13 protein-coding genes are annotated in these 12,864 nt (G+C 63.5%); 11 read left to right on the forward strand and 2 right to left on the reverse strand.

The genetic code is table 11. The features are described 5' to 3' along the window. Positions 1-19: 19 nt before the first annotated feature. Positions 20-1,201: an MFS transporter gene (locus POM99_RS10965; protein WP_277277694.1), complete on the forward strand. Its 1,182-nt coding sequence runs from the start codon at positions 20-22 to the stop codon at positions 1,199-1,201. A 75-nt stretch (positions 1,202-1,276) separates the two neighbouring features. Here the strand turns inward: POM99_RS10965 and POM99_RS10970 are convergent, their stop codons facing one another. Both POM99_RS10970 and POM99_RS10975 read right to left on the reverse strand, forming a co-directional pair. Further along, positions 1,277-2,080: an SDR family NAD(P)-dependent oxidoreductase gene (locus POM99_RS10970; protein ID WP_277277696.1), complete on the reverse strand. Its 804-nt coding sequence runs from the start codon at positions 2,078-2,080 to the stop codon at positions 1,277-1,279. 22 nt (positions 2,081-2,102) lie between these two features. Further along, entirely contained in the window at positions 2,103-2,873 is a 771-nt protein-coding gene (locus POM99_RS10975) for a 2-keto-4-pentenoate hydratase (RefSeq protein ID WP_277277698.1), read from the reverse strand. A gap of 203 nt (positions 2,874-3,076) precedes the next feature. Between POM99_RS10975 and POM99_RS10980 the strand changes: the two genes are divergently transcribed. The 10 genes from POM99_RS10980 to POM99_RS11025 all read left to right on the forward strand — a co-directional run bounded on the left by POM99_RS10980 (position 3,077) and on the right by POM99_RS11025 (position 12,800). Beyond that, positions 3,077-4,600, forward strand: coding sequence for an aldehyde dehydrogenase family protein (locus POM99_RS10980; RefSeq protein WP_277277701.1), 1,524 nt, complete (start codon positions 3,077-3,079; stop codon positions 4,598-4,600). Positions 4,601-4,639: 39 nt separating this feature from the next. Further along, positions 4,640-5,674 carry a WD40/YVTN/BNR-like repeat-containing protein gene (locus tag POM99_RS10985; protein ID WP_277277703.1) on the forward strand — a complete coding sequence of 345 codons (1,035 nt, stop codon included), beginning with the start codon at positions 4,640-4,642 and terminating at the stop codon, positions 5,672-5,674. Further along, positions 5,661-6,125 carry a VOC family protein gene (locus POM99_RS10990; RefSeq protein WP_277277705.1) on the forward strand — a complete coding sequence of 155 codons (465 nt, stop codon included), beginning with the start codon at positions 5,661-5,663 and terminating at the stop codon, positions 6,123-6,125. The genes POM99_RS10985 and POM99_RS10990 overlap by 14 nt, the downstream gene beginning before the upstream one ends. A gap of 49 nt (positions 6,126-6,174) precedes the next feature. Continuing rightward, entirely contained in the window at positions 6,175-6,780 is a 606-nt protein-coding gene (locus tag POM99_RS10995; RefSeq protein WP_277277707.1) for an amino acid synthesis family protein, read from the forward strand. 14 nt (positions 6,781-6,794) lie between these two features. Next, positions 6,795-7,727, forward strand: coding sequence for an alpha/beta fold hydrolase (locus tag POM99_RS11000; protein WP_277277709.1), 933 nt, complete (start codon positions 6,795-6,797; stop codon positions 7,725-7,727). Next, complete coding sequence (locus tag POM99_RS11005; protein ID WP_277277710.1) at positions 7,724-9,304, forward strand: acetolactate synthase large subunit; 1,581 nt, start codon at positions 7,724-7,726, stop codon at positions 9,302-9,304. The genes POM99_RS11000 and POM99_RS11005 overlap by 4 nt, the downstream gene beginning before the upstream one ends. Further along, positions 9,301-10,065, forward strand: coding sequence for an SDR family NAD(P)-dependent oxidoreductase (locus POM99_RS11010; protein WP_277277712.1), 765 nt, complete (start codon positions 9,301-9,303; stop codon positions 10,063-10,065). Before POM99_RS11005 ends, POM99_RS11010 begins: the two co-directional genes overlap by 4 nt. A gap of 23 nt (positions 10,066-10,088) precedes the next feature. Continuing rightward, entirely contained in the window at positions 10,089-10,658 is a 570-nt protein-coding gene (locus tag POM99_RS11015) for a cytochrome b (RefSeq protein WP_277277714.1), read from the forward strand. A 51-nt stretch (positions 10,659-10,709) separates the two neighbouring features. Continuing rightward, positions 10,710-11,105 (forward strand): carboxymuconolactone decarboxylase family protein, encoded by a 396-nt coding sequence (locus POM99_RS11020; RefSeq protein WP_277277716.1) that lies wholly within the window; start codon positions 10,710-10,712, stop codon positions 11,103-11,105. A 402-nt stretch (positions 11,106-11,507) separates the two neighbouring features. Then, positions 11,508-12,800: a PepSY-associated TM helix domain-containing protein gene (locus tag POM99_RS11025; RefSeq protein ID WP_277277718.1), complete on the forward strand. Its 1,293-nt coding sequence runs from the start codon at positions 11,508-11,510 to the stop codon at positions 12,798-12,800. Positions 12,801-12,864: the final 64 nt, after the last annotated feature.

A 12,864-nucleotide genomic window follows, 5' to 3' on the forward strand; every position in this document is an offset into this window, starting at 1 on the left:
CAAGGTGGGAAGGGGCAGGATGGACCAGGCGCTGATGATGGATGGAACCGCACCTGCTGATGCACAGCCGGTGCGGTTGACCCCGGCAGGCCTTGCCTGCGCGGTGGTGATCGGGATCATCGGTGCGCTGGTGATTTTCCTGACACCTGCTTTCCTTGCGCTGGTGGCGCAGCAAAGCGGGTTCGATAACGATCAGTTGGGCTACCTCGCCGCCTGGGACATCAACGCCATGGGCGTTACCGTCGGCCTCAGCACCTTCGCGCTCTCTCGCGTGCGCTGGCGGCTGGCGGTGGCGACCGGGCTGGTGCTGATTGCGGCGGGCAACCTGCTGACAGGCTTGGCCGCCGGATTCACCGCAATGGCCGCAGCCCGAGTTGTGGCCGGCGCGGGTGAGGGCATCGCCATCGGTTTCGCCTTTGCGGCCCTGGGCCGCGCCCGCAATCCGGACCGTGCGTTCTCGATCTACCTCGTGGCGGGCGCGCTATTCAGTTCGCTGGTCCTTTATGCACTGCCACAGATACAGGCCGCCTTTGCGCCGCGCACTGTCTTTACGGTGGTGGCCGTGGCCAGCCTTTTGGCAATTCTCACGCTCAAAGCGCTGCCCGACGGATCGACCGACGAGGTGGACATGTTTGCGGGCGGCGGTGCGCTCGATCGGCGCATCGCCTTCGGATCGCTGGTTGGCGTGTTCCTGCTGTTCTTCGCCATGGGGGCTGGTTGGAGCTATTCCGAGCGCATCGGGATCGAGAGTGCGGTGCCGGTGGGCACCATTGCGAGCGGTCTTTCGATCGGCACGATGGCCGGCGTGGTTGCGGCGGGACTTGCCGGGTTCCTGCCGCCTCGCTGGGGCAGGGCTGGCCCTCTGATCGTGAGCGCCATAACCGGTGTGATCGGCTTCCTGATGTTTCGCGGGCAGGTGAGCGGCAGCACCTTCATCATCGCCTGCGTGCTGATGATGTTCAGCTGGAACTTTGCCCAGCCGCTGCTTTCGGGAATCTGTTCGGAGGCTTGCCAGCGCGGGCGAGTGGTCTGCGCGATGGGTTCAATCCAGACCTTCGGCACCGGCCTTGGCCCTGCGGCTGCGGCGGCCACCTTGGCCACGGGCAGTTTCAACCTGATGCTCTATGCCTGCTGCGTGATCCTCGTGCTAAGCGTTGTCGCCACGATCTGGGCTACGTGGGAAACGAAAAAGGCGGCCTGAGCCGCCTTTTCGCCAATCGCTTTCGCTTGGGAGGGAACGGGGGCGCCGGTCGCAGGACCGGCGCCCCCGTTGGCTTTAGAGGAACACTGCGCGCGAGAGGCCGCCATCCACGGCGATGGATTCGCCAGTGATGCCGCTGCCAAGCTTCGAGCACAGGAATACGATCGGATCGGCAACTTCCTCCACCTCAAGCATGCGCTTGAGCGCGGCGGGATCCCCCGCCTCGCGCTTGACTATGGCATCAACCGTGGTGCCTTCCTCGGCGGCCATTTCGGCGAACCATTCCTCGATATGTTCGGTGCGGGTCACGCCGGGGTGGATGATGTTCACGGTGATGCCATCCTTGCCCACTTCGTCGGACAGGGTCTTGGTGAAGTGGACCAGCGCGGTGTTGCGCATACCGGAAAGCGCCTCGGTGCAACGCGCGGTCAGTCCGCCGACATTGACGATGCGACCCCAGCCCGCCTTGCGCATATGCGGGACGCAAGCCTTGGCCGTGCGGAAGTATCCGAACAGCTTGGTGTTGAGGTCCAGCATCAGGGCGTCTTCGTCAGCCAGTTCGATGGCGTTGCGCACCAGCCCGCCTGGCGCTGCGGCGCAGTTCACCAAGATGTGCACGGCGCCAAAGCGTTCGACTGCCGCCGCAACCAGTGCCTCGACTGATTCCTTCGACGTCGTGTCAGTCGGCACGGCGATGATCTCGCCACCGGTGGTGGCGCGCAGTTCTTCGGCGGCCGCTTCCAGCTTTGACGCGGTGCGCGCCGCAATGACCACCTTGGCCCCCGCGAGCGCGAGCTTGCGTGCGGTTTCCTTGCCGATGCCGACGCCGCCGCCGGTGATGACGGCAACCTTGCCGTCGAGTCCCAAATCAAGGTTCATTTCCAGATCTCCCCATCGAATCTCATGGTACGAGTGTGATGCAGGCGGCGTCGATCCCGCCGAACCCTGCGCGAATGTCATCCCCGGCCTTCACCTCGGTCGCGCCGGTGCAGCTGCCCGATGCAACCAGCTGTTCGCGCCGCAATCCGCCTTCGCCATTGACGCAAAGCCAATTGGCCAGCCACGCCAGCGCGTCGATCGGATTGCCCATCACGCGGGCCGAATTGCCGTTTTCCTGCACTTCGCCATTGCGCGTCATGGTGACGGGAAGATCTGCAAAGCGCTCTTCCCACGTCCATGCCAGCCTCTTGCCGAGCACCAGTGCATAACCCATTGCATTGTCCGCCACAAACGATCCCAGTGGCAGGTCGCTGGTCTCGAAGCGCGTGGCGGCAAGCTCGATCCCGGCGTAGATCGCCTTGATCGCAGGCAGCACGGACTCGCGCGTGTAGGGCGCACCCTCGGGAGGCAGGTCACTGCCCAGCTCGAAGACAATCTCTGCCTCGGCATAGGTTTCCGCCCAGGCTGTCCGCGCTTCCGCCCCGCTGTTCAGAATGGCACTGGCGGCCAGCCTTCCAACGGCGGGTTCGGCGGCACCGAATGCTTCGCGCGCGGGGGCGGAGGTAAGCGCCAGTTTCCACACCATCACCGGCATGTTGCTGCCCGCCATCACCGAGCGCTGGATGGCATAGGCCTGCTCCAATGTCGGCTCCTGCGCGGGCAGGGCGCAGGGAACGCCAAGGCGTCGTGCCTGCACCAGCACGGCATCAAGCGGCTTGTCAGCTTCGCGCATCGTTCGATCTTCCCCATGGCGCAGGACTCGGACAGGCCGGTCGACGCCTTCAATTGTCGCTCCTATGAAACAACGCGACCATAAAATCAATTATTGTTTACTCAATGCAGGTGCGTTATCAGGTGATTCGAAATGAGATGCAGCCTGTCGCAAACATTCGTTTCTTCAGGGCTGCGTTCACGCCAGATCCCAGGGGAGTGTCCATGTCCGCAGTCGCCCAAGCCAGCGCGCCAGACGCGTTCTCCATCGCAAGCCGGCTAGAGGCCGGACTGAAGGGCGCCCCGCGCGGCCTGATCATCGATGGCAAGACCGTCTCTGCCGTTTCGGGAAAGACCTTCGCCACACACAATCCTGCCACGGGCAAGGAAATCTGCCAGGTGGCCGAAGGCGGTGCGGCGGATGTCGATCTGGCCGTGCAGGCCGCGCGCCGTGCGCTGAACAATCCCGCCTGGCGCGACATGAGCGCGGTGGATCGCTCGCTGCTGCTCAACCGGCTGGCTGACCTGATCGAGCGCGATGCGCAGGACCTTGCGGTGCTGGAATGCATCGACAACGGCAAGCCCGCCACCCTGACCAAGGCGGTGGAGATCGAAGGATCGATCAAGACCTTCCGTTATTTCGCGGGCTGGCCGACCAAGTTCGGCGGGGAAACCCTGCCGGTGTCGCCGCGCAGCGGAGCGAAGATCCTCAACTATACGCTGCGCGAACCTGTGGGCGTCTGCGGCCTGATCGTGCCGTGGAACTATCCGATGTCGATGGCGGCATGGAAGGTTGCTCCGGCCCTGGCGGCGGGCTGCACCGTGGTGCTCAAGCCGGCCGAGCAGACCCCGCTCACCGCGCTGCGTCTGGCTGAACTGGCGCTCGAAGCGGGTATTCCGGCGGGCGTGTTCAACGTCATCACCGGCTTTGGCGAGGCGGGCGCGGCGCTGGTCGACCACCCCGGTGTGGACAAGGTCGCCTTTACCGGTTCGACCGAAGTGGGCAAGGCCATTGTCCGTGGCAGCACGGGCAACCTCAAGAAGGTCAGCCTCGAACTCGGCGGCAAGTCGCCCCAGATCGTGTTGCCCGATGCCGATCTGGATGCGGCGGCGGCCTCCATCGCCGCGGGCATCTTCTTCAACCAGGGGCAGACCTGCACCGCCGGTTCGCGCCTCTATGCCCATGCCGACATCCACGACGACCTGCTGGCGCGCATCGCCGATCACGCGGCGAAGCTGACCATCGGCAACGGGCTTGATCCCTCAGTGAACTTCGGCCCGCTGGTGTCCGAAGAGCAGTGGGACCGTGTCAGCTCCTATGTCGAGATCGGCCAGCGCGAAGGTGCGGAGCTGGTCATCGGCGGGTCGCGCCCTCAGGGCCTGGACGAGGGCTTCTTCTTCCAGCCGACGATCATGGCCAACGCGGGGCGTGACATGCGCATCGTGCGTGAGGAAATCTTTGGCCCGGTGCTCAGCGCGCTAAGCTGGTCGGATCCGGAAGACCTGGTGGCGCAGGCCAACGATTCCGATTTCGGCCTTTCCGCCGGGATCTGGACGAACAACCTCAAGCAGGCACACCGCCTGGCCGCGGCGGTGAAGGCGGGGACCGTGTGGGTCAACTGCTTCAACCTGGTGGACAATGCGACGCCGTTTGGCGGATTCAAGCAGTCGGGCTGGGGCCGCGAACACGGCCGCCAGGCAATGGAACTCTACAGCGAAGTGAAGAGCGTCTGGGTCAACCTCAGCTGATCCAGATCAGGCGCCAAAACAGCAGGAACGGGACTTTTCATGGGCAGGACACTCATTGTCGCAACCGACGGACAGGCCGTCATGCGCAGCCACGACGACGGCAAGAGCTGGTATCGCATCAACATCCGGCAGGATCTGGAATATGACGATCGCGTCCGCTGCCTGCTGGTCGATCCGGCCAACCCGGATGCGGTCTTCGCCGGAGCTGAAAAGGGCCTGTTCTACAGCTCCGATTGCGGCGTCCACTGGAAGCGGATCGATTGCGCGCTGAACGGCTATGCCGTGTGGAAGCTCGCCGTCAGCGAGAGTGACCCCAAGATCATGTACGCCGGCACCGGCGCGCCCTCGCGCTCGGCGCTGTTCCGCTCCACCGATGGCGGCCAGACCTGGGAACAGACACCGCTGGAGATGCCGGAATTCTGCGAAGGCGTGAACCGTCCGCGCATGCTGGCGGTGGTGGTTGACCCGCAGGACCCGAAGGACGTCTGGGCCGGCGTGGAAGAAGGCGGCCTGTGGCGCAGCCGGGATGGTGGTGACACCTGGGACCGCATCGACAACACCTGGTCAGCGTTCGGTGGCAATTCCGACCTGCACGACATCATGATCCTGCCGCAGGCTGATGGCAGCAAGGTGCACCTCGCGCTCACCGTGATCGCGCTCTATCGCTCCACCGACGACGGCAAGACCTGGGAACGCACTCCGGCCAAGGAGGCCTGGGGTCTGCGTTACTCGCGTGTCCTGCTGCGCAAACCCGGCAGCGCGACCGAGATTGCCGTCGGCATCGGCGATGGCACACCCGGCACGACCGCGGCAATCCTGACTTCGCATGATGCGGGGCTCAGCTGGACCCATGCGGAACTCGACAAGCCGTCGAACTCTTGCATGTGGGCCTTCGGGTCCAATCCGGCTGACCCGGATTTCCTGCTTTCTGCCAGCAAGTTCGGCTATCTCTATCGCAGTACGGACGGTGGGCGGACCTGGGCCAAGGAATGGCGCGAGTTCAACGAGATCACCGATCTGGCATGGATTCCGGGGGTTCCGGAAGATCTGGGGTTGCCGCATGTCACCAATTAAGGTCGATCACATCGCGCACGTTGTCCTCTTCGTGCGCGATCCCGAGGCTTCGGCGCAGTGGTACTGCGACGTGCTCAACATGAAGATCACCGCACGCGCGGGTGATGGGCCCTACAAGGGCGGCGTCTTCATGAGTTTTGGGGAGAGCGATCACGACATCGCCCTTTTCAAAGCCGAGGACGGGGCGACCAAGGGCAAGGAGTTCGAGCACATTGGCCTGATGATGGCCGGTACCAGCATGGACGACCTGCGCGCCAACTACGCCTACTTCCGCGAGCGCGGCGTAGAAATTGCCGAGATTCTCGACCATGGCGTTTCGGTCGGCATCTACTTCTATGACCCCGACGGCCATATGCTTGAAGTGTTCTGCCAGAAGGTGCCGCAGCATGGCGGCCTCTCGCAAGCCGAACTGCACCGCAACCAAGGCCAGGCCGATCCCGTAACCTTTTGATCGCGAGCCGCCCGAAGGTGGCCGCAAGACAGTATACTGGGGAGTTATCATGACCACTTACGCCGCCAATTTCGGCGCCTTTCACGTTCGCCGCTGGTATGCGCAGGTCCAGGAGATCTGGGCAGGCGAGACGGGCGCCGCTGCCGACGGTGCGCCGCTGTTCAAGTACATGATCGGCGCCTGCATCAAGAACCCATACGCGGGCCAGTTCGTTGAAGACCTTTCCGCGTGGATCGAAGCATCGCCTGAACTGGGTGTGGAAATCGGTCGGCGGCTCAATGCGCTTTCCGGCAATGCCAAGATCGAAAGCTATGGCAAGGCGATCCTGGTTGGCCTTGATGGCGAGTATGAGCATGGCAATGCGCTGCTGACGAACCCTGCTGCGAACCCGATCCGCGATGCCGTGGGTGGTGGCGCTTCGTGGGTGCCTTCGACTGGCAAACGGGGCGTGCCGGGCACGATCCTTGATATTCCGCTCGGCCACAAGGACGCGCTTTACGTGCGTTCGCACTATGACACTATGAGCGTTTCGTTCGACGATGGGCCGAACCGCGACGAAGTGATCGTGTGCTGGGCCTTCGCAACGCGCGGGCGTCTCAACGCGCGCCTCGGCGGCCTCCGTGCAGAGGACGCCGAAGGCAACGGTCTGACCTGATCGGGCCGCACCAAATGTCCGCATCCGCCGCATCCGCCGCATCCGCCCAGGCCCCGCTCCCCGTCGCTCTGCTCGACGGGGAGCGGACCCGCACCGTCGTCAACGGCGAGCAACGCATTCACGTGCGCGAATGGGGTGACCCTGCGCGCCCGGCGATCGTGCTGCTGCATGGTCTGCGCGGTTATTCGGGCACCTGGCGCAACCTTGCCCGTGCGTTGGCCGACAGGTTCCACCTGATTGCCTTTGATGCGCGGGGACGCGGTGAAAGCGGCTGGGACGCTGCCCGCAACTACTACACCGACGCTTATGTCGGCGATCTCGAAGCGGTGATCGCCGCGTTCGGGCTGACACGCTTCACCCTCATTGGTCATTCGATGGGCGGTACGACATCCTACGTCTATGCGGCAGCGAACCCCCAGAGGCTGGATGCATTGGTGGTGGAAGACATCACCGCCGGTTCCTCGGTCTCGGGCGCTGGCTTTGAACGCATCGTCGCGGAGATGAAGGCGCTGCCCACGCGGTTCGCCGATTGGGCGGAGGCGCGGGCCTATTGGCGCAAGTTGCGTTCCAACCTGCCCGATTCCGCAATCGAGGAACGGTTGTGGGAGAGCATGCGCACCGATGCCGATGGTTCGGTGATCTGGCGCTATGACGCAGAAGGCATTGCCGCCACGCGCGTCGCTCCCGATCCCGCGAGGGTGGTCGATCTGTGGCCGGTCATCGCCGCGATCGACGTGCCTACGCTCGTCGTCCGCGGCGGCAAGTCCGACTTCTGCAATCTTGCTTCGGTCGAACAACTTGAGGCGCAGAATCCCATGCTGCGCCACGCCACCGTCGATGACGCCTCGCACTATGTCCATGACGATGCACCGGAGGAGTTTCTCCGCCTCGTTGAACGCTTCCTCGCCCGCATCGGCGTGGCCGCCAAGCAGGATCAGCAAGCATGACCGACCAGACCGCCTCAGCGCCGCGCACCGGGGCCGATGCCATGTTCGATGCCCTGCATCGCGCGGGCGCAGAAATCTGCTTCGCCAATCCCGGCACCACCGAAATGACCATGGTCAGCGCGCTCGCGCGCAACGGCCGCATCCGTTCGGTACTCAGCCTGTTCGAAGGCGTGTGTACCGGTGCGGCCGATGGCTATGCGCGCGTGTCGGGCAAGGTGCCGCTCACGCTGCTGCACCTTGGCCCCGGTTTCGCCAACGGCATCGCCAATCTGCACAACGCCCGCCGAGCGGGATCGCGCATCGTGAACATCATTGGTGATCACGCCACGTGGCACCTGCCTTATGATGCGCCGCTCACGTCGGATATCGAATCGCTGGCGTCACCCGTATCGCGCAAGGTCATCCGCATGGCCTCCACTTCAGCGATCGCACTTGATGTGGATGCTGCCTTCGCCGCCACGTGCGTGGGCGAGGGCGGGGCAGCCACGCTGGTCGTGCCGACCGACGTGATCGACGCATCCGCCAGTGCCGAGGCCCCGGCGATCCAGCCGCGCGCCTGGGCAGGCGCTGCCGTTCAGGCCGATGCCATCGCCAGCGCCCAATCCGCGTTGGCTTCCGCTTCCAGTGTGATTGTCCTTCTTGGCGGGAATGCGCTGTGCGAGGCTGGGGTCCGTGCCGGTGCCGCGCTTGCCGCGCACCTTGGCGGGCGTCTCCTGATGGAACCATATCCTGCGATCGTCACACTGGGTGGCAATCTGCCCACAGTGGAGCGTCAGGCCTACTTTCCTGACGACGTGATCGCGCAGATGGGTGAGGCCACCGTTGTCCTGGCCGGATCGCGCATGCCGATCAGCTACTTTGGGTATGAAGGCTATCCCAGCCAGCTTGTCGCGGAAGATCGTCTCGTCCGCCTTGCCGGGCCAGCCGATGATGCGGTTGCCGCTCTCGCCCAGCTTTGTGCCGCGCTTGGTGCCGCGGACCTGCCGGTTGCCGAAGCGCCGGAGCCGGTCGCAGCCTCATCGGCGCGCGATGCCGCACTTACTCCGGTGCTGGTGGTCGAGGAACTGATTGCCCAGTTGCCCGAAGACGCGATCATCTCGCTTGAAGGGTCGACGCTTGGCGGACCCTGGCTGCGCAATGCCCACCGCGCTCGCCGCCACCGCGTGATGACCAACACCGGTGGCGCCATTGGCCAAGGCCTGCCCTGCGCGGTAGGTGCGGCACTGGCCGAACCTTCGGCGCGGGTCGTTTCGCTGCAGTCCGACGGCAGCGCGCAATACACCCTGCAGGCGCTGTGGACCATGGCGCGGGAGAACCTTCCGGTGACCGTGATCATGGCCGCCAATCACCGCTATGCCATTCTTCAAACCGAGCTGGTCCGTGCCAGCGCACCGCTTGATGATGTGGTGATTGCGGGCCTTACCCGGCTGGACAATCCGCGCGTTGATTGGGTGTCACTGGCCGCAGGCTATGGCGTGAAGGGTCTTCGTGTCACCACTGCGGGTGAATTGGCCGCCGCTCTGCGCGAAGGGCTTGCCCAAGATGGCCCGCTGCTGATCCAGGCCGAACTGCCATGACAGGAGCGCCTGTCGCGATCGTCACTGGCGGCAGCGGAGGGATCGCTCCGGGCATTGTGAGTGCGTTGACCGGGGCCGGGTTCACCGTGGTGCTCACTGCGCGCAGCCAGGCCCGACTGAATGAGGCGGCTTCGACTCTCTCCGTCCATGCCATAACTTCCGATGCACTCGATCCCGCCAGCATCGAAGCGATGGTTTCTGAGGTTCAGGCCCGTTTCGGTCGGATTGACACGCTGGTGAACGCAGCGGCCAGTTCCAATCCCATCGGCGGAGTCATCGAACAGGTCGACGTTGCTGCCCTCATGGCCGATGTCGATACCAAGGTCGGCGGTTACCTCCGCTACATCCAGGCCGTCGTGCCCGTGATGAAGGCGCAAGGATCGGGGCAGATTGTCAACATCGGCGGTCTCACCGGCCGCTCGAGCGACACTCTAAGCGGGTTGCGCAATGTCGCCGTCGCGCACCTGACCAAAGTGCTTTCCGATCAGCTGGGGCCGTTCGGCATCGCCGTCAATGCAATCCACCCCGGCATCGTGCGCACACCGCATCTCGACGAGCTGTTTGCCGAACTTGCGCATGAACGCGGTATTGAACCGGCCGAGGTTGAGGCGGAATTCACCGCGGACATTCCGACCGGCGCGATCCTTGAAGTTGACGCGGTCGGGCGCATGGTTGCCTTCCTTGCATCAGCGGGCAATGCTTCGATCACCGGCCAGTCGCTGACGGTCGATGGCGGTTATTCACGCGGGATCTATCTTTAACTATCGGCAGAACGGGGATCGTCATGGCATCTGATACGGCAACCGCATCCAAGTATCCGCTTTCCATGCGCGTGCTGCATTGGCTGCGCGCTGCGATCATCCTCGGCCTGATCTGGTCGGGCTGGTACATGACCAGCCTGCCCGAAGACACGCCGATGGCTACGTTCGATCTGTTCTATCCCAATCACAAGCAGTTTGGCGTTCTAATCTGGCTGCTCGCGGTGGTTCACCTTGCCATCCGCTGGAGCAATCGCGCCCGGCTGCCGCACGAGCCTGAGGGGCTGAAGCCTTGGGAAAAGACGCTGTCACACGCGGTCCATCGGTTGATCATGCTGCTCACGCTGCTGATCCCGCTGCTCGGCTATTCCATGTCGGCTAGCTTTACGCAAAGTGACGGCGTGCCGTTTTTCTTCTTCGGCGAGGTCCCCGAAATCCTGCCCAAGAACGACGATGCCTTCGCCGTTTTCCAGGCGTTGCACAAATATGCGGCCTATACCCTTCTGACGCTGGTCATCCTCCACGCTGCCGGCGCGATCAAGCACCGCCTGCAGGATCGCAACGGGGAAACCGATGTGCTGCCCCGGATGTTCTGACGCGGATTCACTGATTGGTTTTTCGACTACTCCGGCAAGGGAGCGGGGCGCATGGACAACGAACGGTTCGAGAGGGGCCTGGAACTGCGCAAGCAAGTCCTCGGCACCGGCTATGTCGAAAAAGCTATGGCGGCGGCAGACGATTTCACCCGCCCCATGCAGGAACTTTCAACGACCTATTGCTGGGGTGAGGTTTGGTCGCGTCCCGGCCTCACCCGCCGTGAACGCAGTCTGCTCAACCTTGGCATGATCAGCGCGTTGAACCGCCCGCACGAGTTGCGCCTTCATGTAAAGGCGGCGCTGCGCAATGGACTGACGCGGGATGAGATCCGCGAGGCGTTGCTGCAAGTGGCGGTTTATTGCGGCATCCCCGCAGGCATCGATTCCACGCGCATCGCTGCGGAAGCCATTGCCGAGTTCGATGCGGAGCAATCGCCGAGGGACTGACCCTGCTTCTGCTGCAAGGAAGATTGCAGCCAACTTCCACCTGTGCCGAAAATGCAATGGCCATTCCAGTCGGCTGACATTGCATGATGCAGAGGGGGTGAAGCAGCAGCTCTCCCGGGTCGAACCTAGACTCTGTGAGGTATCCGGCGTTCAGGCTCTGACCGGAAATCATTCCGATTGGCCTGTATCCATAACGAAGAAGGTTCCTCCCTTTTAGGGACGTGGCCGAAAATACAATTGAATGGACCGTCGCCGCAATACCGCCTGCGCGGCGTCGTGACAAACTCGAGACAAGCCAGATGCACTTCAGTTGCAGCGGGCGCGGCTCTACTCGGATGATCCGCCCCGGGCAAAGCTTGGAGACGGACATTGTTGCAGGGAGGCCAGATCAGGGAGGCGGCGGTGAAGGTTCACCGCTATCTCGGCCTGTTCGTGGCCGCATTCCTCGTTCTTATCGCTGCCACAGGCAGTGTGATCGCTTTCTACGACGAACTTGAGCGGGCGCTCAATCCGCGGATGCGCGTCGTCGCGCCCCAAGGTCCCTTGATTTCAGTGCAACAGGCCCTGTCCATCCGTGCCCGTCTCGAAGCGGAAGACCCGCGCTCGCATGTTTTCTCGCTCCAGTTTCCGCAGCGGCCCGATGAACCCCTTTTCTCGCGGGTCATGCCAGCCATCGATCCGGCAACCGGGTTGGCGCGCGCAATTGATTATGACGAGGTTTTCGCCAATCCCTATACGGGAAAGCGGCTTGGCCAGCGTTTGATCGGAGCGGCCACACTGCGCCCGTCCGGGCTGCCGTCGTTCCTGTATTATCTACACTATGCCCTGATCTTTCCGCTCGGAATCGGTATCCTTCTGATCGGGGTACTCGGGCTGGTGTGGGCAGTTGTCAGCATTGCCGGGTTCTACCTCACGCTTCCGCCCAAGGTAAAGCGCAGCCCGTTGGGCAAGCCGACCCGGCCGTTCCGCAAGCGCTGGGCTACGTCGTGGAAGATCAGCCAAGGCGCGAACGGCAACCGTTTCGTGCTCGATCTTCATCGTGCGACCGGGCTCTGGCTCTGGCCGCTGTTGATGGTCTTTGCGGTCACCGGGTTTGCCCTGAACCTCGGCGGATACTGGGGCAGCTTCGTCAAGACGTTCGCGGCCTATGAGCACTTTCAGGAACTGCCGCCACGCCCGCCGCTGCCAGCGCCGCTGATCGATCCTCCGGTCGATTGGTACCGGGCGGCCGATCTCGGGCAGCGCTATTATGCCCAAGCTGCGCGGCACGAAGGCTTCAAGCTGGGCCGCCCGGCGGCGCTCGAATACCGGCGCGATCTCGGCGTCTATTTCTTCCTGGTGCATACCTCGCGCGATCTGCTTGATGCACAGGGCAACCCCACGGAAACGGATTCGCCCGCCACGGCCGCCACCATGGCGATCGATGCGCGCACCGGTCGCATGATCGGCCTGCAACTGCCCACCGGCCAAAGAGCAGGCAACACCGCCACAAGCTGGCTCATCGCGCTCCATGTCACCGCGATCGGCGGCCGCGCCTGGCAGATCGCCATTTCGCTCTTTGGCGTGGCCGTGGTGGCGATCTCTTGCACTGGTGTGCTGCTTTGGTGGCGGCGGCGCAAGGCCCGTCCACAACGCGCCCGGCCACCCGTGGCTGCTCCGCGTCACATTCCTGAATCAACCAGAACAGTCACTTAAGGGGATAAAACATGAGTGGTAAGGTTACACGCCTCATTCGGGCTTCGCAGACACCCGCATCGGC

This window comes from Novosphingobium cyanobacteriorum, from assembly GCF_029436685.1.
In the GTDB taxonomy this organism is placed as follows: domain Bacteria; phylum Pseudomonadota; class Alphaproteobacteria; order Sphingomonadales; family Sphingomonadaceae; genus Novosphingobium; species Novosphingobium cyanobacteriorum.

Coding starts and splice junctions, on each gene's coding strand:
- POM99_RS10985 (WP_277277703.1), top strand. CDS start 4,640: ATGGGCAGGACACTCATTGTCGCAACCGACGGACAGGCCGTCATGCGC.
- POM99_RS11015 (WP_277277714.1), top strand. CDS start 10,089: ATGGCATCTGATACGGCAACCGCATCCAAGTATCCGCTTTCCATGCGC.
- POM99_RS10995 (WP_277277707.1), top strand. CDS start 6,175: ATGACCACTTACGCCGCCAATTTCGGCGCCTTTCACGTTCGCCGCTGG.
- POM99_RS10965 (WP_277277694.1), top strand. CDS start 20: ATGGACCAGGCGCTGATGATGGATGGAACCGCACCTGCTGATGCACAG.
- POM99_RS11000 (WP_277277709.1), top strand. CDS start 6,795: ATGTCCGCATCCGCCGCATCCGCCGCATCCGCCCAGGCCCCGCTCCCC.
- POM99_RS10975 (WP_277277698.1), bottom strand. CDS start 2,873: ATGCGCGAAGCTGACAAGCCGCTTGATGCCGTGCTGGTGCAGGCACGA.
- POM99_RS11010 (WP_277277712.1), top strand. CDS start 9,301: ATGACAGGAGCGCCTGTCGCGATCGTCACTGGCGGCAGCGGAGGGATC.
- POM99_RS10990 (WP_277277705.1), top strand. CDS start 5,661: ATGTCACCAATTAAGGTCGATCACATCGCGCACGTTGTCCTCTTCGTG.
- POM99_RS11020 (WP_277277716.1), top strand. CDS start 10,710: ATGGACAACGAACGGTTCGAGAGGGGCCTGGAACTGCGCAAGCAAGTC.
- POM99_RS11005 (WP_277277710.1), top strand. CDS start 7,724: ATGACCGACCAGACCGCCTCAGCGCCGCGCACCGGGGCCGATGCCATG.
- POM99_RS10980 (WP_277277701.1), top strand. CDS start 3,077: ATGTCCGCAGTCGCCCAAGCCAGCGCGCCAGACGCGTTCTCCATCGCA.
- POM99_RS10970 (WP_277277696.1), bottom strand. CDS start 2,080: ATGAACCTTGATTTGGGACTCGACGGCAAGGTTGCCGTCATCACCGGC.